At 37.8% G+C, this 19,971-nt stretch carries 27 protein-coding genes and 1 pseudogene; 13 read left to right on the top strand and 15 right to left on the bottom strand.

Annotated elements, in window-relative coordinates:
- Window positions 1-3: 3 nt before the first annotated feature.
- The 8 genes from QOS06_RS01485 to QOS06_RS01450 are packed head-to-tail and all read right to left on the bottom strand — an operon-like array spanning window position 4 to window position 3,849.
- Entirely contained in the window at window positions 4-774 is a 771-nt protein-coding gene (locus tag QOS06_RS01485; RefSeq protein WP_283595366.1) for a DnaD domain protein, read from the bottom strand.
- A 4-nt stretch (window positions 775-778) separates the two neighbouring features.
- Entirely contained in the window at window positions 779-1,603 is an 825-nt protein-coding gene (locus QOS06_RS01480) for a PD-(D/E)XK nuclease-like domain-containing protein (RefSeq protein WP_283595447.1), read from the bottom strand.
- A complete protein-coding gene (locus QOS06_RS01475; protein ID WP_283595365.1) occupies window positions 1,587-2,528 on the bottom strand; it encodes a recombinase RecT in 942 nt (313 codons plus the stop codon). The genes QOS06_RS01480 and QOS06_RS01475 overlap by 17 nt, the downstream gene beginning before the upstream one ends.
- A gap of 12 nt (window positions 2,529-2,540) precedes the next feature.
- Complete coding sequence (locus QOS06_RS01470) at window positions 2,541-3,191, bottom strand: hypothetical protein (protein WP_152719047.1); 651 nt, start codon at window positions 3,189-3,191, stop codon at window positions 2,541-2,543.
- Window positions 3,191-3,367, bottom strand: a complete 177-nt coding sequence (locus QOS06_RS01465; protein ID WP_283595364.1) for a hypothetical protein — start codon at window positions 3,365-3,367, stop codon at window positions 3,191-3,193. The genes QOS06_RS01470 and QOS06_RS01465 overlap by 1 nt, the downstream gene beginning before the upstream one ends.
- A 33-nt stretch (window positions 3,368-3,400) precedes the next feature.
- Window positions 3,401-3,586 (bottom strand): hypothetical protein, encoded by a 186-nt coding sequence (locus tag QOS06_RS01460; RefSeq protein ID WP_098046732.1) that lies wholly within the window; start codon window positions 3,584-3,586, stop codon window positions 3,401-3,403.
- Between the two features lie 12 nt (window positions 3,587-3,598).
- The gene (locus QOS06_RS01455) at window positions 3,599-3,721 is read right to left on the bottom strand and encodes a hypothetical protein (protein WP_267190157.1); all 123 of its coding nucleotides are present in this window, start codon (window positions 3,719-3,721) and stop codon (window positions 3,599-3,601) included.
- Window positions 3,721-3,849 (bottom strand): hypothetical protein, encoded by a 129-nt coding sequence (locus QOS06_RS01450; RefSeq protein WP_003670944.1) that lies wholly within the window; start codon window positions 3,847-3,849, stop codon window positions 3,721-3,723. Before QOS06_RS01450 ends, QOS06_RS01455 begins: the two co-directional genes overlap by 1 nt.
- A gap of 52 nt (window positions 3,850-3,901) precedes the next feature.
- On the opposite strand from QOS06_RS01450, the gene QOS06_RS01445 reads away from it, so the two are divergent.
- Complete coding sequence (locus QOS06_RS01445; RefSeq protein WP_229273289.1) at window positions 3,902-4,258, top strand: hypothetical protein; 357 nt, start codon at window positions 3,902-3,904, stop codon at window positions 4,256-4,258.
- A 100-nt stretch (window positions 4,259-4,358) separates the two neighbouring features.
- Here the strand turns inward: QOS06_RS01445 and QOS06_RS01440 are convergent, their stop codons facing one another.
- Window positions 4,359-4,565 (bottom strand): helix-turn-helix domain-containing protein, encoded by a 207-nt coding sequence (locus QOS06_RS01440; RefSeq protein ID WP_003670942.1) that lies wholly within the window; start codon window positions 4,563-4,565, stop codon window positions 4,359-4,361.
- Window positions 4,566-4,790: 225 nt separating this feature from the next.
- On the opposite strand from QOS06_RS01440, the gene QOS06_RS01435 reads away from it, so the two are divergent.
- The 11 genes and pseudogenes from QOS06_RS01435 to QOS06_RS01385 all read left to right on the top strand — a co-directional run bounded on the left by QOS06_RS01435 (window position 4,791) and on the right by QOS06_RS01385 (window position 14,101).
- The gene (locus QOS06_RS01435; RefSeq protein WP_283595361.1) at window positions 4,791-5,099 is read left to right on the top strand and encodes a helix-turn-helix domain-containing protein; all 309 of its coding nucleotides are present in this window, start codon (window positions 4,791-4,793) and stop codon (window positions 5,097-5,099) included.
- The gene (locus QOS06_RS01430; RefSeq protein WP_283595360.1) at window positions 5,096-5,524 is read left to right on the top strand and encodes an ImmA/IrrE family metallo-endopeptidase; all 429 of its coding nucleotides are present in this window, start codon (window positions 5,096-5,098) and stop codon (window positions 5,522-5,524) included. The genes QOS06_RS01435 and QOS06_RS01430 overlap by 4 nt, the downstream gene beginning before the upstream one ends.
- Before the next feature lie 51 nt (window positions 5,525-5,575).
- Window positions 5,576-6,109 (top strand): hypothetical protein, encoded by a 534-nt coding sequence (locus QOS06_RS01425; RefSeq protein WP_283595359.1) that lies wholly within the window; start codon window positions 5,576-5,578, stop codon window positions 6,107-6,109.
- A gap of 213 nt (window positions 6,110-6,322) precedes the next feature.
- Window positions 6,323-7,336 carry an Abi family protein gene (locus tag QOS06_RS01420; RefSeq protein WP_085649958.1) on the top strand — a complete coding sequence of 338 codons (1,014 nt, stop codon included), beginning with the start codon at window positions 6,323-6,325 and terminating at the stop codon, window positions 7,334-7,336.
- Window positions 7,337-7,407: 71 nt separating this feature from the next.
- Window positions 7,408-8,844, top strand: coding sequence for a recombinase family protein (locus QOS06_RS01415; protein WP_283595358.1), 1,437 nt, complete (start codon window positions 7,408-7,410; stop codon window positions 8,842-8,844).
- A gap of 44 nt (window positions 8,845-8,888) precedes the next feature.
- Window positions 8,889-10,085: pseudogene (locus tag QOS06_RS01410) on the top strand (gluconate:H+ symporter); the annotation flags it as partial.
- Window positions 10,086-10,167: 82 nt separating this feature from the next.
- Window positions 10,168-11,187: a LacI family DNA-binding transcriptional regulator gene (locus QOS06_RS01405; RefSeq protein WP_283595357.1), complete on the top strand. Its 1,020-nt coding sequence runs from the start codon at window positions 10,168-10,170 to the stop codon at window positions 11,185-11,187.
- A 50-nt stretch (window positions 11,188-11,237) separates the two neighbouring features.
- Window positions 11,238-12,767 (top strand): gluconokinase, encoded by a 1,530-nt coding sequence (locus QOS06_RS01400; RefSeq protein ID WP_063164108.1) that lies wholly within the window; start codon window positions 11,238-11,240, stop codon window positions 12,765-12,767.
- Between the two features lie 181 nt (window positions 12,768-12,948).
- On the top strand, window positions 12,949-13,494 hold the full coding sequence (gene amaP, locus QOS06_RS01395; RefSeq protein ID WP_085649515.1) for an alkaline shock response membrane anchor protein AmaP: 546 nt from the start codon (window positions 12,949-12,951) through the stop codon (window positions 13,492-13,494).
- A 14-nt stretch (window positions 13,495-13,508) separates the two neighbouring features.
- The gene (locus QOS06_RS01390; protein WP_085649514.1) at window positions 13,509-13,700 is read left to right on the top strand and encodes a hypothetical protein; all 192 of its coding nucleotides are present in this window, start codon (window positions 13,509-13,511) and stop codon (window positions 13,698-13,700) included.
- Between the two features lie 17 nt (window positions 13,701-13,717).
- Window positions 13,718-14,101 (top strand): Asp23/Gls24 family envelope stress response protein, encoded by a 384-nt coding sequence (locus QOS06_RS01385; RefSeq protein WP_078009054.1) that lies wholly within the window; start codon window positions 13,718-13,720, stop codon window positions 14,099-14,101.
- Window positions 14,102-14,261: 160 nt separating this feature from the next.
- On the opposite strand, the gene QOS06_RS01380 is transcribed toward QOS06_RS01385, so the two are convergent.
- On the bottom strand, window positions 14,262-14,756 hold the full coding sequence (locus QOS06_RS01380; protein ID WP_063164110.1) for a GNAT family N-acetyltransferase: 495 nt from the start codon (window positions 14,754-14,756) through the stop codon (window positions 14,262-14,264).
- A gap of 28 nt (window positions 14,757-14,784) precedes the next feature.
- Window positions 14,785-14,925, bottom strand: coding sequence for a hypothetical protein (locus QOS06_RS01375; RefSeq protein WP_003666088.1), 141 nt, complete (start codon window positions 14,923-14,925; stop codon window positions 14,785-14,787).
- Window positions 14,926-15,051: 126 nt separating this feature from the next.
- On the opposite strand from QOS06_RS01375, the gene QOS06_RS01370 reads away from it, so the two are divergent.
- Window positions 15,052-15,375 (top strand): hypothetical protein, encoded by a 324-nt coding sequence (locus QOS06_RS01370; protein WP_085679626.1) that lies wholly within the window; start codon window positions 15,052-15,054, stop codon window positions 15,373-15,375.
- A 64-nt stretch (window positions 15,376-15,439) separates the two neighbouring features.
- Here the strand turns inward: QOS06_RS01370 and QOS06_RS01365 are convergent, their stop codons facing one another.
- The 4 genes from QOS06_RS01365 to parC form a co-directional block, all read right to left on the bottom strand.
- Window positions 15,440-15,829, bottom strand: a complete 390-nt coding sequence (locus QOS06_RS01365) for an iron-sulfur cluster biosynthesis family protein (protein WP_035159914.1) — start codon at window positions 15,827-15,829, stop codon at window positions 15,440-15,442.
- Between the two features lie 131 nt (window positions 15,830-15,960).
- Window positions 15,961-16,896, bottom strand: a complete 936-nt coding sequence (locus tag QOS06_RS01360; protein ID WP_078009058.1) for a manganese-dependent inorganic pyrophosphatase — start codon at window positions 16,894-16,896, stop codon at window positions 15,961-15,963.
- Window positions 16,897-17,004: 108 nt separating this feature from the next.
- The gene (locus QOS06_RS01355; protein ID WP_013924009.1) at window positions 17,005-17,472 is read right to left on the bottom strand and encodes an NUDIX hydrolase; all 468 of its coding nucleotides are present in this window, start codon (window positions 17,470-17,472) and stop codon (window positions 17,005-17,007) included.
- A gap of 15 nt (window positions 17,473-17,487) precedes the next feature.
- Window positions 17,488-19,953, bottom strand: coding sequence for a DNA topoisomerase IV subunit A (gene parC / locus QOS06_RS01350; RefSeq protein ID WP_283595356.1), 2,466 nt, complete (start codon window positions 19,951-19,953; stop codon window positions 17,488-17,490).
- Window positions 19,954-19,971: the final 18 nt, after the last annotated feature.

Raw genomic sequence — 19,971 nt, 5'->3', positions numbered from 1 at the left:
CCTCTAATCGTATATTCGCTTCTTTGGCTTTCTGGGAGCCGAATTGTTCTTTTGCTGATATTCACGGCTCATTTGTTGCTGATGTTGTTCTGCTTCTTGTACAGCCTTTTTAACAGTATTAATACCCTGTTTCTTATAAGCAGAAAGTGTTACGCGTAAGTAACTATCTGCTCCAGAAGATTTAACATTCCTTCTTAGAGCTGTTTCGATAACATAATAAACAAGGTCTCCACCAAATTCGTTCACCCATTCAGTTAAATCTTGTTGAGCAATCCCATTAGGAAATCCCCAGTTGTTTTGCCAAAGAGTGAAAATATCATGGATAGAATGCTGTGCATCGACTAACGACTTATTAGTATTATTTAAATCAGTATTAGTGTTATCAGTGATTAGTAGTCCTTGATTTTCCGGAATCGGTTTTTCCGATTTCGGTTTTTCTGGTTTCGGTAAATCGCCTTTCGGCACCGAACTGTGATTTTCTGGTTTCGGTATTTCTTGAAGAACATAATCATACGTCGAAAATTTACCGTCTTTCCGATTCTGAGTTCGCTTCAAATAGCCAAGTTCCATTAACTCTTTCATCGCACTGCTTACAGCTGATTCACCATCTTTAAAATGTGTAGCAATCTCACTGATATAGAATTGCCAATCATCTGGCTTACTCCACATATACGCAAAGAGTCCTAAGGCTTTAAGGTGCATTCTTGGATCATTGATTATGTCATTATCAATGATCGTGAAGCCTTTAATCTTAATTTTTTTAACGCGTGCCATGTTTCTATACCTCGATTTCGCTTGCATGTATAAATCCACTTAACATCTTCGTTTCACGGCAATAATCACATTTGCCACAATGAACAGGTTCTTCTTCTCCAGTCATCACTTTCCAAAAATGCGGTTGTAATTCCTTTACCTTGTCTAAATCGGCTTGCATTTGGTAATCATCATCAACGCCGTTAAAATCAATTGCCATCTTATCTGGTGGTGTCTGCTTGCTGATTGCAAAGATAAATGGCTGACACTCTTTGCCAAAGGTCTGCTTGATAAGTTCACGGTAGACCGCCATTTGCAGGTCATATTCTCGGTCTTGAATAAATGGCACATATCTATGTTCGTCAGCATTCCAGTGCCCCTTGTGGATATCATCTACTGTCTTCAAATCACAGAAATACCCTTTATCAAGCACAAGGCTGTCAATCTTGCCTTTCCATAAGTAGCCGTCAATCTCACCTGTTACGATTACTTCCTTGTCGCCTGGAGCGTAGAAGTAATTGAACATATCATCGGCTTGCAACGTTTGGATCATGCTGTTAGCGCCCTTGAATTCGGCTCTGAGGTGGCCGTTAGGATTAGTTTTAGTATGTCGAGTCATTAGTTCTTTTTTATTAGCTTCGATAAAGTCTTGATGGCTTTTAGCACTCTCAAAGTACGAGTGAACATAGTTACCAACAAGAAGTGGCACAGGGCTAGATACAGGTTGCCAGTCCTCTTTGAGCTTGGCTAAGGCACGAGCTTCGCATTTTTCAAAGTCCTTGAATAGTGACACGCTCATGTATTGCCAATCGGTCTCATGGCTATAGTAATTATCAGATGTCAGCTTCATCGGCTGGCTTGATTGTTCCCTCGTTGAAGAGTTCTGTTTGTCCGTCTGCGACTTCTTCACTGGCTTCTTCCTTGTTTTCGTTGCTATTGCCAATATTACTTACCCCCTTAGCCTTTGCTTCTTGTGACTTGTTAAATCCATCAAGCAGTTCTTTCGTCGTTTGCTGATGTTCGTTATTTTCTGGTGTTACGTCTCGGCGCTCATCATCGTATTCGTTGCTTGTAGTATCGTTAATAGCACCAGTCAATAGGTCACTATCATCAGACGTGTTAATAAACATCTTAGCGGCACGATTAAGCACAGTACGCTTTGCCATTTCTTGACTAAAATTCTGTTGCACCTTGTTGTTCTTTTGACGTGTTTGTGACCACGACTGGTCAATTTCCTTTTTAGTCATAATTGTGTCAACGTAAGTTCCATCATTTTTGAAAATACGTGCAAAAGCATAAGCAATTTCCTTATCTTGATTTTCAATACTTGGTTGAAATTCTTTGACAACTGTTTGAAAGTTCTCATCAGAGCCAATCTCGAACTTATCGCCTTCATGCACAACTTGAGCTGTAATATTCTTGACACTATCTAGTCGTTTAAGAACGGCAACTGTACCAAAATAGGAGCGCTGCATTTGAAGCTCGTTACCGTACACAATGAAGTAGCACTGCGTTTTAGCAGGACTTAAGCCTTGAATTACCATGTTAAGTAATGTGTTGGCAATTGACGGCTTCGTACAGACTTCTAGTGCTGGTCTCTTGTTACGATCTTTTACGCCTTGAAGCACGAGATAAGCAGATTTAAGAGCATTTTCGGCGCTGTACCCTTTAGGAAGCAGAAAGCCGTCTTTGTCTTTCATTTCTTTAACTCGATTAAGCACATCATCAGTAATACTTTTCGGATTAACTGTAGTTTTAGTTACTTGATTAGTCATTATTACTGCCTCCTAGTCAAACCATCCGGCTTGTTTCATTAATTTGAAAATCTTTTTTGCTGTCTCGTCGCTAGTTGATTGCGATTGACTTTTGATAATTGATTTAGTTTCTTCAGTAAATCGATTAAATCTAGTTGAAAGGACTGTTGCTAGTTTTAAGCTAACGTTATTTGCAAGGTTATTAATAAACTTGTCTGAATTAATCAATTGTTCAATCACTTGAGAGCTTATTCTGTTAGCTGCGTTAACAGAATCATCATTATTAACTTTACTGTTATTTTTTTGATTGCTAATTTTTGCAATGTCAAAAATTAATTTATTTCCATCAATTTTTACATCTTCGTCACTAATATAATTATGCTCGGTAAATGTTTTATGCCATGATTTTGGGGCTGCAAATGAAATTGGTAAAACTTTGGTGGATCCATTATCGTATATTGTGTTAATGTGATTACTTTGTCCTTGTGAAACATCAAAATCAACAACAACTTTCCCGTCGCGAAAGATACTGTTATATGGATACTTATTTAATTTATTCATGTATCCAGAAACAAATTCAAATAAGGGTGATGACTGATATATATAAAATTTCCAGTTTTCTTTTTGAGAATTTACTGTCTTATTACCTTTTACAATTGATATTGATCTTATTGCTTTGGCCATTACACCCACCCCATTTCTTCGTTAAACAACTCTGATAAAACGTCTTGTGATTTGTAATAGCGAGTAAGCGTTTCCGTATCGCTTACCGGAGTTGCCTTTTTCTCAAAAACTGTTTTGGTTAAATTATTTTGTAAGAGGATAAAGCCCTCTGCTTTTTTCAATTTTTCGTCAAACATGATAGAATAGACCTCGATAAATATTTTTATTTGTTACTTATCGCCATCGGATGTGTCAGATCCGGTGGCTTTTTTGTTTGGGTTATCTGGATCACCGAGCGCCCCTAAGATCTGCCAGAAAAGAACAAATCCAAAGACTAAGCATAGTCCTGATCCGTAAAACAATGAGATTAACATTGCGGCAGTTAAGCCCGTACAAATTAAAGCTGGTTCATTCATTCGATCGCCTCTTTAATGTTTCTTTCTGTACTTTTCTTTCAGCACATTCAGCTTTTCACCTTCGATAACGTTGACGATTGCTCCAATTAAGAAGCAAGCCATAATCACGAGCCAAGGAATTGCTAGTCCTAACATCAACTCACCTCCTTAGAACGTGCTTCGTAGATCATTTCAACGATTACATCGCTTAAATCCTTGGGAATTGTTTTCTTTGAAAGATCAGGAATAATGTTCCCGTCCTTGTCTACGTTGATTATCTCCATCAAATCAACTCCTTTCTTTTGCTATAATCTCCATGAAAGGTGGTGATTTTTTATGCAAACTGTTCGCAAAGAACGAATTATTTTGAAAAAACTCATAAAATACTCCAATAAAAAGCAGGACACCATTAGTTTTGAAGCCCTAAATATTAAAGATGATTTCTATCCAAAAGAATTGGAGAAAAAACGCCTTGTTAATATTGTTGGCACTGGTCACGAAGACGATTACGGACATTTTGAACACTACAATCATCTTCGCCTCACCGAGCAAGGTAAACATTATTTTGAAAAACGATTTGAAATTAACAAAGAACTCATGCTTAAAAGTTTTTGGTTACCTATTGGTGTTGCCTTTGTCACTAGTCTTTTGACTAACGGAGTATTATACGGAATAAAATTGTTGTTAAAATAGCTGTTACTGCACTTACAGAAATTGATGTTACCCATCCAAAAGCTGATTCGTTCATTCGTTTCAGCTTTTTCTTTTCTTCTTCATTCATTTGATCATCCCCCTACATATTCAAGACACGGTAAATCTTCTTGCGAATTTCAATTGCTTTGGGTGAATTGTCGCCTTTAATAGCTCGATTAACTTGTTGCCGATTAATGTTTAGCAAGCGTGATAGTTCGGCTTGCGTCATGTCACGCTCAAGAAGCTTCATTTTGATGTTACGTTCAACATCTGCTGTTGCCTTTTCAAGTTCATTTTCTACTGGCATAAGTGCTTTTCTCCCCTCTTATTTTGTTTATCAACTTGTTGCCAATCATTAGCACATGTGCTAATATGATGTTAAAAAATAAAGCAACAAACGTTATTATCCTTAGCTTTTTTGCCTGTTGCTTAACTTGTTGACAACTATATTATTACGCACATGTGCTAAATATGCAAGGATAAATTACGCATTTTTGCTAATTAATTTTAAAAAGAAAAGAGAATACTTGCTATGACAACATTTGAGCGTATTAAGGAACTTGCAAAAAAGCGTGGATATACATTATCTGCGCTCAATGATAAAGCTGGTTTAGGAACTAATTCAATTTACCATTGGAAAAATAAAACTCCTAGTACACAGTCTTTAAATAAAGTTGCTAAAGTGTTAGGAGTGTCAGCTGACTATCTATTAGGTGAAACCGAAAAGAAAAAGACTGCTGATCTTGCAGACAAAGATACCGTCTTTACATATGAAGGACGAGAAATCCCACCAGAGGATTTAGAATATATGAAACGTTTATTGCGTGGTGATGATGAATGATATATCAACAAACAGAAGAAGCTTGCGATTATTTGCTAGAAAAAGCTAAAGAATATCATATTGATGTTAAGTGGAAACATTTTTCGCCTACTACCCCACCGGGTAGCAGCTATGAATATCGTAGAGTGATAATGAACCTTGACTGGCATAGACCCGAAGAACTAATTTTTCAATTAGCACATGAGCTTGCCCACGTTATTCATGGAGATACTGGAGATGTGGTCTTTTATCATGCAAGCTTTACAGGGAAAGAATCAGTTGAATATAAAGCGAACGTTGGAGCAGTCGAATTATTAGTCCCCTTCTATTGCCAAGGAACCGAAATTCAATGTGTCAACAGCGCTAATTTTATGCAATCTTTTCATGTGCCACACTATCTTGCGAGTGTCGTAGGTGAAAAGATCCGAGAATATTATAAAAATTAACCTACGTCCAAGCGTGATCGACGTTAAAAGCTATATTAGGGAGTAACTAAAATGAAAAAGATAGGTTTAATATGTGCCACATTGCTAGCTAGTATTTCATTAACAGCATGCAGTAACTCTGCATCACAGAAATCAAATGAAAAAAGTAGTAGCTCATCAGTAACTACTACTAAGGCTGTTAAGCATCACAAGGTACGTAAGGAAAGCAAGAAAGATACACAAAGTTCGTCTAGCTCTTCCTCTAGTCAATCTAATAGCCAAGCCAGCCAAACTTTCACTCAACAAAGCGGTCAAAATAGTTCTCAGCAACAAGCTGTGCAATCAACTCAGCAAAGCAATTCACAGCAAGCTAATAATGGTCAAATTAATAATGCACAAGATGCATTAAATGCTGCCAAAGCAAAATATGGTGATGGTAACGGTAACTACCACTGGACTGTTATGTATGATGCCGACACTGGTCAACCAATGAAAAATGCTGATGGATCTTATTTTGTAAAAGCAATTGATCCAACCCAAGGAACCATGACTGGAACAGCTCAAAGCGTCAATGTTTATCCAGACGGTTCTATGACTAATAATTAAAAAGCCCTCTCCGAAGAAAGGACGTGATGGTAATAGAAGCTAATATTTGATTATGTGTGAAATTACATTTAATTCTATATGCTTATTTACGCTTATATATTGACATACTTGCTTTGATATATGATAATATAGTTAATCAATTAATTGGTCAGCTTAAGACCGACTAAGGCAAGTACTAATTGTACTTGCCTTTTTTATTTTGGAGGATAGAAAATGACTATCGAAAAACCATTCAAAACGGTTGATGAGCAAATAAGTCTCCTAAAAGAAAGAAGACTCAATTTTATTAATCTACCAGCTGCAAGACAACTTCTTAAAGAATATGGATATTATGAAATTGTTAATGGCTATAAAAAACCTTTTCTGAAGAATCCTAATAATGATGATGAAGGGTACAAAGACAATGAAAATTTTGAACATATTTTTTCATTATACAGATTAGATGGCCAAATAAGAATTGCGGTAATGAGTTCCACTGAAGTATTTGAACAAACATTTAAGCAAAGTATTGCATATGTAATAGCTGAAAATATATCTGCTGAATATTCAACGTATATTTCCCAAGATTTTTACATACCAGGTGAAATACATCGAGGCACATCAGACCGTGATAGATTACTTCATACGATGAACAAAATACATAATTCAAGTTTAAATCCATATAAGCATTACAGAGATTCACATGGTAATGTTCCCCCTTGGATACTAATTAAAGGCCTAAGTTTAGGGCAAGCAATATATTGGTTTACACTCCTAAAAAACAAAAGATTTAAGGATGAGATTATCTCACGTATGACTGGATTAAATATTAATCTGATAGATGGTTTAGATGAGCAATTCAAAATACGAAATACTTTTAGCGATGCGTTAATGCTTATTTTGAGTTACAGAAATTTGGCAGCACATGGTGGAAGAATCTACAATTATAGATCCGCTCTGCATCAATTAACCGTGTATTCAAAATGGCTTTATAATCCTAATAATCTTAATTGTTCACACCGTAAATTTTTAGATGGTAAATTAAGGAGTAGCTTAGGGACGTTGCTTGGCATTATGAAATTATTTGAAAACGAAGATTGCTTTGAAGAACTGCAAATTTGGCTTGGTCTAAGAATTAAATCTTATCTTTCAAATTATCCAAATGATGAAAAGTACATTTTTGATTCGACAGAATTAACTAAAGAGACATTAGATTGGGATGGCTTAGCAGATTTTAAACCTCAATAACATACAATAACCGGTCGCACTGGCCGGTTTAAAAAGACACTATAAAGAACATATGTACGAAAGGAGATATTATGAAAGTAGCATTATATGTAAGAGTTTCAACACTTGAGCAAGCAGAAGAAGGCTACTCAATTAATGAACAAAAAGATAAGCTTAAAAAGTATTGCGAAATCAAGGATTGGACGATTGTTAAAGAGTACGTAGATCCTGGTCGCTCTGGATCAAATATCAATCGCCCTAGCATGCAACAGCTTATCAAAGATGCAGATACAGGATTATACGATGCTGTGCTTGTCTATAAACTTGACAGATTGAGCCGAAGTCAAAAGGACACTCTTTACCTTATCGAAGATGTCTTTCAAAAGAATAATATCCATTTCATTAGCTTATCAGAGAATTTCGATACTTCAACCGCATTTGGTAAGGCAATGATCGGAATACTAAGTGTGTTCGCTCAATTAGAACGTGAGCAAATCAAAGAGCGCATGTCAATGGGAAGAGTTGGTCGTGCTAAGTCTGGTAAGATCATGGAATTCAATAATCCTGCATTTGGCTATGAAATTGATGGTGACAATTATAAAGTAGACCCGTTAAGGGCTGAAATAGTGAAACGAATTTACAAGATGTATCTTAGTGGCACGTCAATTAATAAGATAAAAGAAACACTTAATTCAGAAGGGCATATCGGAAATAAAAAGAACTGGTCTGATACCAGAATAAGGTATATTCTTAGCAATCCAACCTACCTTGGCAAAATAAGATATGATGGAAAAACATATGATGGTAAATTTTCTCCAATTATTGACGAGGAAACGTTCAACAAGACACAGAATGAATTAAAAGAACGCCAAACGGCCACATATAAGCGGTTTAATATGAAACTTAGACCCTTCCAGTCAAAATACATGCTATCAGGATTGCTACGTTGTGGCTATTGTGGCGCTACTCTCTTCGTTAACTCTTACGTATATAACGGCAAGCGAAAACTTCGTTATAACTGTCCTAGCACATACAAATCAAAGCAAAAGACAAGGACGTATAAAATAATGGATCCTAATTGTCCTTTCAAGCTCGTATATGCTAAAGCCTTAGAGCCTGCTGTGATAAATGAAATTAAGAATTTAGCATTAAATCCTCAATCGATACAGAAACCGGTTAAGAAGAAACCTGATATTGATGTGGAAGCAATTCAAAAAGAATTAGCGAAAGTCAGAAAACAGCAGCAAAGGTTGATTGACCTCTACGTTATTTCTGACGATGTCAATATTGATAATATCAGCAAGAAAAGTGCTGATTTAAAGCTTCAAGAAGAAACGCTAAAAAAACAACTCGCACCGCTTGAAGATCCAGATGATGACGATAAAATTGTAGCTTTTAACGAAATATTAGATCAAATAAAGGACATTGATAGTCTTGACTATGATAAACAGAAATTTATCGTAAAAAAGTTAATTAAAAAGATAGACGTATGGAACAACAATAAAATTAAGATCCACTGGAATATTTAATTTTTAGGCGCTTTACGCCTTTTTTCGTATATTAGGTATTTCCAATTGAAACTGGGATCGGGGGCCAATTAGGACACTTAGCTATCATCTTCGGTTTCGGTTCAATGCTTGGTAAATTAGTTTCTGATGCTGGTGGTGGCTATCAGATTGCAACAACCCTGATTAATAAGTTTGGTCGGCGCTGGATTCAAGTTGCTGTTATCCTTGCCTCCTTTATCATTGGGTTAGCATTATTCTTTGAAGTTGGGCTTGTGGTTGTGTTACCAATTATCTTTATCATTGCCCGAGAACTTGATATGCCATTGATGTACCTCGGTATTCCAATGGCGGCTACCTTAAACGTTACTCACGCTTTCTTACCACCACATCCCGCTCCAACTGCTATCACGGACATTCTTGGTGCAAACCTTGGACACGTCTTGCTGCTTGGTATTTTAGCTGCAATCCCAACAATCATTATTGCTGGTCCAGTTTATAACTGGGTATTACAAAAAGTTTATCCGCGTGTTTACCGTAAAAATATTGATATTTCAGTTCTTGGCGAATATAAAGAATTCAAGCTTGAAGAAACGCCTAAATTCGGTATCTCCGTTTTAACTGCAATGATGCCAGTTATCTTAATTGCTGTCGCTACTATTTGTTCATTTATTTTCCCTAAGAACAATCCAGTTAATGAATTCATTCAATTTATTGGTGCTCCTGACCTTGCAATGCTTCTTTCATTAATCTTCGCAATCTTTACAATGGGATTATGGCGAAACAAGAAAATGGAAGAAATTTCAACCGCCCTTGCCGACTCAATCAAGCAAATTTCTGTAATGCTTTTGATCATCGGTGGTGGTGGTGCCTTCAAGCAAGTCCTTGTTGATGGTGGAATTTCAAAATATATTTCTGGTTTATTCGCTCAAACTAACATTTCACCAATTCTAGCTGCTTGGTTAATTACTGCTTTATTACGGATGTCACTTGGATCCTCAACAGTTGCTGCGATGACCGCTGCCGGCCTTGTGGTTCCAATGGCTCACCAATTTGGCGGTAACTCAATTATGGCAACATTGATGGTTCTTGCCATCGGTGCCGGTTCTGTCTTTTGTGGACACGTTAATGATGCCGGTTTCTGGATGATCAAAGAATACTTTGGCCTTTCATTAAAGGAAACTTTACTTTCGTGGACAACTTTAACTTCCGTCTTAGCACTCGCTGGGTTGGGAGCCGTCTACGCCATTTCATTATTTGTCTAAGTCAATTTAAGCGTCCTAGTGAATTAGCTAGTGACGCTTTTTGTATGGTTTGGTATTCTTAATAATAGTAGAACTATTAAGGATGATGAATAAACAAATGACGCAACATACTACTATCGCTGACGTTGCTAAAGCAGCTGGTGTTTCAGCGACTACCGTTTCACGTATTATTAATGGTCGTTATGATAAAATGCGCCCAGCAACGCGGAAACGGGTGGAAAAAGCAATTAAAGACCTTCAATTTGTTCCAACCGCTTCTGCACGACAGCTTCGCCAAACTCATAGTCACGTTGTTGGAATCCTCGTTGGAGATATTTCTAACCCCTTTTCATCTTTACTTGCCAAAGGGATCGATGATGTTTTGCAACAAGCGGGCTATGATATCCTCCTCATGAATACGAATAACTCGCGGGAAACTGAAAGTCGTGCTCTTCAGCGTCTATATCAGCAACGAGTTGACGGAATTATTGTCCAGCCTAATTCCCGCCACTTTAGTCAATTTGCCCCTACTATTCACAATGATATTCCCCTCGTGATTGTTGACCGTGAAGTTGATGACCAGCCTTCTACAGTTGGGAAGGTCACTTCTGCTAATCGTGATGCTTGTTATAACCTCGGTAAGATTCTTTATCAAAATGGTTATCAGAATATTTTAACTGTCAGCGCGCATTTTGCGGAGGCATCGGGTCAAATCCCTCGAATTGCCGGTTTAAAGGTTGCTGCTGCTGATAATGGGCTAAGCTATCACAATATTGAAACTCGGGGACATGATCGGCAGTGGCTTGCTAAAATGTTTTTGCAACAGTTAAATGAACTCAAAGGCAAAACTGCTGTCGTTTCATTAATGGGGCCCATTTTATTTGATCTTTTAGCGATTTTTAAGGAACTAAACCTTTCCTTCCCTGACGATCTTGGCTTAGTTAGCTTTGATGATTGGGAATGGTCGCAATATGTCGCTAATGGAATCTTTCTGTTGAAGCAAGATATGGAGCTAATGGGTAATTTAGCAGCTAATAAGCTTTTAACGCAAATTAATCAACAAAGTACCATCAGTTCCACTACCCTTTTACCAGTTGAAATCATTGCACACCAGTCACTTTAGCATATAATATTACAAAGAGAATTAAATTGAGTTTTAAAGGAGAACAATAAATGAACTACTTAATTGGTGTTGACGTTGGAACCTCTAGCACAAAGGCCGTTTTATATGGTCAAGATGCACAGGTGATCACACAAGCTAACTATGGCTACGAGTTGCACCGTAATGCCGCGGGAATGGCAGAACAAGAGCCAGAAGAAGTAATCAATGCTGCTGAACAAGCTATCCATGATGTGGCTACGGCAGCTGATCTCAGTACGGGGAAACTACTAGCAGTTTCAATCTCAAGTGCAAACCAAAGCCTCCTCTTATTAGATAAAGATAAGAAGCCCTTTTCACGGTTAATCACCTGGGCTGATAGTCGAGCTCAGCGCGCGGCAGATAACCTCAAGATGATGACTGAAGGACAACAATTATATATGAAGACGGGGGTTCCTGTTCATCCCATGTCAACATTGACAAAGCTCCTTTGGTTAAGGGAAGACGAACCAGATTTATTTAGTCGCACAGCATATTTTGCTGATATTAAGGCTTACCTTTTCTACCGATTATTTAATGAATTTAAGGTTGATATGTCAATCGCTTCCTCAACTGGCTTGATGAACCTTAAAACTTGTGATTGGGATGACCAGGCTCTTCGGGTTGCAGGAATAACCAAAGATCAACTGCCTGAAATTGTCGATGGAACAACTCAAGCAACTGGTTTAGTGCCCGAAGCCCAAGAAAAACTAGGAGTACCAGCTGATACGCCATTTGTTTATGGTGCTTACGATGGTGCCCTTTCAAATATTGGTGTTGGTGCAACCAAGCAAAATACAGTAGCAATTACAATCGGTACTTCCGCAGCTGTACGAGTCGTAACTGATCATCCTGTTATTGACCCAGAACGTCGCCTCTTCTGCTATGCTATTAATAAAGGATTGTGGGTCGTTGGTGGTCCGCTTAATAACGGTGGCGATGTCTATGAATGGGCAGTAAAACACCTTGTCGATAGTAGTGCAGTTAAAAACGAACAGGTCGATCCTTATACTTTGGCAAATCACGTTATTGAAGGAGTACCAGCAGGCGCGCATGGGCTTCTCTTTCATCCCTTCTTGGGCGGTGAACGGGCACCATTGTGGAATGCTAAAGCGCGTGGTAGTTTCTTTGGGCTTTCTCATATCCATACACGGGCTGATATGCTACGAGCAGTTATGGAAGGAATTAGCATGAACATTGCAACAGTCTTCCAAGCAGTACGAGCGTTAGTCGGTGAACCAGCGAGCGTTACTGCAACAGGTGGCTTTGCTCGCTCAAAAGTATGGCGCCAAATGCTTGCTGATATCTTAAACTGTCCGGTTAACGTTCCTGACTCATTTGAATCTGGCTGCCTCGGGTCAGTAGTTATGGCTATGCAAAGCCTGGGAATGATCGATAGTCTTGATACACCACAGAAGTTCATTGGTAAGGTTAGTTCTTACCAACCAGATCCAGCCGCAGTAAAAGTATATCAACGCTATACTCCACTCTTCCAACAAATTGAAGATATGCTTGCTCCGGCTTATTCTGAAATCGCTAAACTACAAGAACGCCAAAACAATTAAAGAATCAAAAAATCGATCTTACAATCATTTTCCGATGTGAGATCGATTTTTTAATTATGACTATTCTGTTAACAGGTTCTTAATATTACCTTTAGCATTTCAAAAAGTAATGTAAAACGCTTCCGAACATGTTACTATTAGCTTGTACTAAAAAATTATTTATAGAAAGGAAGTGGTACTAATGGCCGCATGGAAAAAATGGTGGGTTTCATTTGTAATGATGCTTCAAGTAATCGTTGGAATTGTTGTCGTATCATTATGGTTTTATCGTGACCAAACTTGGACAATTCCAGTTAATGATTGGCTTTATAGCCCCATCGGTCAAAGTTTCTCAGCAGGAGTCGCAGTATTTTTAATCATTGTTGCTTTAACCGTAATAGCAATTGCTGTTTTTCGTCCCACAACAACTAAACAAATGACAATCGCTAGAGATGGTGCTAATAAAGTTCAAATTGATCAGCATGCAGTTGAACACAGCTTAACTACTTCAATTGCCAAATTTGACCTTTATAACCCAGTGATTAACCTCAAGATGCACCGTAACAATCACAACGCAGACGTCACCGTTCATGGAATGCTCTCTAAGAGGACCAATCCAAAACTAATTCATACAGTACTACTCCAGACAATTAAAGAAAACCTTAAACGGGACTTCGACATTGATCTTAATAAATTACACATTAAGCTAAGTCCCTACTCAAACAAAGAATCAGTCAACATTGTCTAAAAAGGAGGTACTATATGAAACTTGCTACAATTGGCGTTATCTTAGGACTGCTTATCAGCATTAGTTGGATTATGTGGGGCTTTTTCCCAATGATTGGCATTCTGTTAGCTGTCACTATCTTAGGCGGAATTGGCTATGTTCTTGATGCAAGAGGCTATTCATTAAATAAACTTGCGATAAAAATGTTAGATAAATTTGCCAACTAATTCAAGGAGGAATTAATATGACAACCACTACAAATAATAAAACAATTGATGAGCAATTAACATTCGATGATCAAGTAATTGAAAAAATCGCTGGGATCACCGCTAGCAAAGTTCCTGGAATCCTTTCCCTTGATGGAAATATGTTTAGTGAATTAGCAGATAAAGTAACTTCCGGAAGCAATCCAACCAAGGGTATTAATGCCGATGTTGGTGAAAAGCAAGTCGCATTAAAAATGGAAGCTACCATCGAATATGGCAAAAGCGCTCCAGAAATTTTTAAGGCAGTTTGTTCTGAGGTACAACACGCAATCAATAAAATGACTGGCTTGAATTTAGTTAAGTTTGAGCTACATATCAATGATGTTAAAACAAGAGAAGAAGTAGAAAAAGATACAAAATAAGGGAACGAGCCAAGTATCACGGGCACTTTCGTTTTCAACATGAAGCCCCTATATGCAACATAGGCCTCCAGCGTTCGGCTTTACTGGGCGTTGGGGGCCTATTTCCGTTTGCTTCCTCTGAAATGTGACTGAACTTTTATCACACTCTTTTACATAATAATCATTTAAAATGGCGGCCTAAAATAACTAAATCACGTTTAATCCCATCAAGCTCTGCTACTTGTGGTAAAAGGCCCCATTGAGTAAAACCAAACGATTTAAATAACTTTAGGCTTGGAATATTATGGCCAAAAATATAAGCCACGATTGTATCAACTGCTAAATTAGGCAATTGACCAATAATGAATTCCATGGTTTTTGTACCAACTCCTTGTTTCCGCAACCGTTGATCAAGGTAAATAGCAATTTCACTAGTATGATTATATGCTGGACGACCATAAAAATGTTCAAGGGCCACCCACCCGAGAACCTCATTTTGATGTTCAATTACCCAGATTGGATGATTTTCGTCAAATGCTTCAAACCATTCTTTGCGTTCGTCAACCGTTATCGGGGTGAGATCTGCAGTCGCTAACCGTGATGGAATAATTTGATTATAAATTTCAACAATTTTGGGTAAATCTTCAAGTGTCGCTTTGCGGTATTGTAACTCCACTATACTTTCCTCTAAAAAATTTCCTGAACTAATTTTTCTGAACCATTCGAACTAACCCAATCATCATACTTAATAAAATTCCGATTGATGCTAGCAAGGTATATCGCCGTAATTGTTGATTTTCTTCAGTTAATAATTTTATTTCTCGTCGCATAGCTTTTTTCTTCACTGTAAGCACCGCCTTCATTAATTCTAACAAGATCATCATATCATATTATTTGCGATTGCTTCTTAATATTTTATCTTTATCCTGTTAATGACTATAATAAAAATCATAAGGAAGTATGTAGAGGGTATGATTTTTAACGATATTATTAGCATTTTATTATTTTGCGCGTTTGCTTATCTTTTTAATTTTAACTTTCACCGCGATAATTATGCCTATGCTATTGTGATGTTTATCGGCATGATGGTATTTTATGGCGATTTTTACCATCATCTCCCAATCAACTGGAAATTGTATATTTTGCTTATTGCTACTTTTTTATGGGCTTTATTCACAATCTTCATGGGGAGACAAGCATTAATTAAACCAGCTCAACGTAAACATTTTTCCTATGCAACGATTATTGGAATTTTTGCAATTATTATCACTTTTATCTTCAGGATTATTCTTTAAAAACAATAAGGGAGCATGATCATGAAGTCGTATCTGGCTTCTATCACGCTCCCTTATTATATTGCTAGCAATCGTGTGCTCGATCAATTTGAGAATTTAAGTCTGTATTACTAAGATCCAGAACTTCAAGATTATCTGTTAAAACGCGTTTAGGACTGACAAGTGGCATTGTAAAGTAACGCGGGTTAAACCTTACTTCCATTTCATCATCAAATTGAACTGCTGTATGGTCTTTAATAAAAACATCCCCTAAATTAGAGGTAATCTTTTCATTATAATCGGGGGTATCTAAATCCTCTTTGACAAGGATTAGTCGATAATCACCATCTAAACTGCAACCCCCAACGGCAGAAAATGGACCAACCCCATCATCAAAATCTAGGAGTATCTTCTTAGATGACAGTTCATAACGCTGTAAACGTTCGATAGCTTGATCAGTAAATGTGATATTCATTAATATCAACCCCATTTCTTAAAATCTGTACTTATATTTTAACTAATTAAGAATAAGCTTTGAAATTTAAAGCTCAAAAAAACTGAGAAAAATCGCAAAATCTTTCTCAGTTTTTTAAATTAATTTATTTATTAACCTTCGAATGCATCAGTCAAAGGAGGAACAACTTGCTTCTTCCGTGATACAACACCCGGTAAATTCATCCGCTTGTTTTCGTTAAGCTTCTTACCAAAGGCTGCTTCAACCTTTTCAGCAGGATCACCAATAACTAATAACTCTGAGTCACTGTTTAAGATGTTAGTAGCGATTAATAAGAATAAATCATAATCGTTATCATCCATCATACTTTGCATTTGACTTTCAAGATCAGCTTGACGAGCAAAAACATCATCTAAATCAACGGTGTTAACTTGACCAATACGAACTTTCTTGCCGCCAAGTTCAAAGGTCTTAGCATCACCATCAACGATATCAGCATCAGACTTAGCACCAAGGTTAGTACCAGCCTTAAGCATTTCAATGCCGTACTTTTCGTAATCTTCAACACCAGCGATCTTTGCTAAGTACTTAACAGCTTCACGATCGTGGTCAGTTGTAGTTGGTGACTTCAAAAGCAAGGTATCAGAAATGATAGCAGAAAGCATCATCCCAGCCAAGTTAGCGGGAATATTAATGTGCTTTTCTTGGAACAATTCTGTAATGATTGTACTTACACAACCGTAAGGACGAACAGTTGCCCAGAGTGGTTGAGCCGTTTCAAAGCCGGCAATTCGGTGGTGGTCAACTAAGTGCGTTACAGTGACCTTGTCGATATCATTAACACTTTGTTGTGGTTCGTTGTGGTCTACAAGCATTACCTTATCTACTTCGTTTGCAGCGGTTTCGATTACGCGTGGTGCTTCCATACCGAAAGTCTTCAATGCAAACTTAGTCTCATCATTTGGTTCACCTAAAGCAACTGCTTCAGTTTCGTATCCCAATTGATTTTGGAAGTATGAAAATGCCATTGCAGCGGTAATCGCATCTGTATCAGGCTTTTGGTGTCCAAATACTAATTCTTTGCTCATATAAATTCCTCCTGTTTGTTCACTACTTTAATCTTAGTTATTTCTAGTAGGTGAAACAATCTACATTTTCTATTCTATCATGGAAGTTAATAGATTAAAGAACAATTATTAAATATCTTTCCTATTATGAATAAAATCTTTTAAGATCTGCCACATTTGTTCATGCTGACTGTTAAAAAAACGTGGTGGTTCTTTATCTAACGAAAAATATTCAGTAGTTGTCGTTTCTGTAATTTTGGGCTGATAATGCTTAGCGCTACTTTCTTCAACTAAGTAAAAAGCATTAACTGGTTGAACGCGGTCACCATTAGGATAAGTGTAAAAATTCTGATCAAAAATTGCTAGTCGTTTGACAGGCACGACTTCAATTCCCGCATCTTCTTTAAATTCCCGCTTTACAGTTTGCTCAAAAGATTCGCCAAATTCCATGTAGCCGCCTGGGAAACCCCAATCACCAGTGTCCGCCCGTTCTTGAAGTAAAACAGCCTTCTGCTTGTTTAAGAGTGCCCCAGAAGCACTGGTCATTATTAAGGGACGATTCCCAACTAAATCACGAATTTCTTTAATATACGCCAAACTTTTCGCCTTCTTTTAATTTTGGCTAACAGGTTCTTCGGATAAAACATTCGTTTGTTTCATTCGAAGTTTTATTGGTTCCCCTTGCGTATCGGTATCAATTACAAAAGTTCCATTTGACTTAATCGAACTTAGATGATGGTCAGTAGCCATTATATCTTGGAATGCTGGCCGGTTAGTAATAGTCTCAAAAGCACCTTGATAATCATGGTCGTAAGCAAGGAAGTCTGCAATTTCATGAGGATGTGATTTCAACCGCCGAAGGACAAGTTCGCCCCGCCGTGCTCGTGCCCCAACTTCAATCTCATCAATTGGCATTTCCTTAAATGCACCTCGTTGAGTAATTACAGCAATATCTTGACCATCCTTAACCAAGATTTGATCTGCTACTTGGTCATCATCTTTCAAATTAATGGCCCGTACACCAGCTGTCCGGATTCCTGTTACAGGAACATCTGCAACATCATACCGCACTGCATATCCTTGGCGACTAATCGTCAATAGTGAACGGTTCTCATTTGTTGGTTCATAGTAATCAACATTTACAACTTGCGCATTATCCCTAAGCTTAATTGCGACACTTGCATGGCTCTTGTAACGTGAACCAGGCTTATAGTCATTAAAGGCCGTTTGCTTTACTTGACCATCGCTAGTTCCCATGATGATTGTTCCTGGCTGATCTAGTTTATCAAAAATCATTGCTTTAATGATCTCTTCATTATCCGCTAAACCGATTGTTTGTGAGATATGTTCGCCGGTATCTTTCCACCGCGCATCTGCAATTTCATGAATTGGGCGGTAAATAATATGCCCAAGATTGGTAAACATAAATAAATGCGATAATGTATTTGTTTGTTGAATCAATAATGGGTAATCGTCTTCTCGGAGACCGTTTTCTTCTGCCTCCGATGCCTTGAAGGAACGAATGCTGCTTCGTTTGATATAGCCCGCATGCGAAACTAAGACCACAACATCTTCGTTGGCAACCGTAACTTTAGTATCAATCTCAAGTTTTTCAACAAGATTTTCAATCTTGGTCCGTCGTGGATTGCCAAATTCCTTCTTAATGGCCCTAATTTCCTTAGTAAGAACTTTTGCTAGCTCATTTTCGTTAGTCAAGATTAACTGATATTCATTAATCCGTGAATTTAATTGTTCTTGTTCTTTTTTCAGCTCAGTTACATCCGTATTTGTTAAGCGATAAAGTTGCAAGGTAACAATTGCTTCAGCCTGTTCAGGTGTAAAGTTGTATTCTTTTACTAAGTTTTCCTTTGCATCCTTACGATTCTTACTTGCTCGAATCGTTTTAATGACCTTATCTAAAATTGAGAGTGCTTTGATTAACCCTTCGACAATATGCAAACGTTGTTGAGCCTTCGTTAGGTTATATTGTGTCCGTCGACGAATAATCTCTTTCTGGAATTCGAGATAGGAAGTCAAAATTCGCTTCAATCCAACACGCATTGGTCGCTGGTCATCAATCGCAACCATATTGAAGTTATAGTTAATCTGTAAATCAGTGTTCTTTAATAAGTAATTAAGAATACCGTTCGCATTAGCTCCCCGCTTTAGTTCGATTGCAATTCGTAATCCACTACGATCAGTTTCATCGCGAGCTTCCGCGATTCCCTCAACTTTTTTGGCAAGGCGCAGATCGTTAATTCGCTTAACCAGTTGCGCCTTATTTACTTCATAAGGAATCTCCGTCACATTAATTTGTTGACGATCACCCCGCAAGGTTTCAATCTCCGTTTTTGCTCGCACTACAACCCGACCGCGACCAGTCTGGTATGCCTTACGAATGCCATCAATCCCCTGAATGATTCCACCAGTTGGGAAATCAGGGCCAGGAATAAATTCCATTAACTTATCCAAAGAAGCAGTTGGATGCTTGATAAGATAAATCAGTGCATCAAGAACTTCGCTTAAATTATGTGTTGGAATCTCAGTAGCATATCCAGCAGAAATTCCAGTTGCTCCATTAACGAGTAAGTTAGGAATACGTGCTGGTAAAACTGTCGGTTCTTTTTCAGTATCATCAAAGTTTAAGGCCATTTCAACTGTATCTTTGTCGATATCTTGAAGCATTAAACCTGCTATTTTACTAAGCCGCGCTTCAGTATAACGCATGGCCGCTGGTGGATCACCATCCATTGATCCATTGTTACCATGCATTTCAATTAGGGGTTCACGTAATTTCCAATCCTGACTTAGCCGAACTAATGCTTCATAAATTGAACTATCACCGTGGGGGTGGAAGTTACCCATTACGTTCCCGACTGATTTAGCAGACTTACGAAACCCTTTATCATAAGTATTTCCATCTTTATTCATGGCAAATAAGATCCGGCGCTGGACCGGTTTTAATCCGTCACGAATGTCAGGTAAAGCTCGTTCTTGAATAATTGATTTTGAATAACGCCCAAAACGATCACCCATGATCTGTTCGAGCGTCATATGTTCAATTTTTCCGTTTCTCACAAAACTTGATTCCCTTCT

Origin of the sequence: Limosilactobacillus sp. DJ3M12 (assembly GCF_947381695.1) — a bacterium.
Lineage (GTDB): Bacteria > Bacillota > Bacilli > Lactobacillales > Lactobacillaceae > Limosilactobacillus > Limosilactobacillus kinnaridis.
Note: the sequence above shows the minus strand (reverse complement) of the source record. Positions and strands in the feature narration are given on the sequence as shown.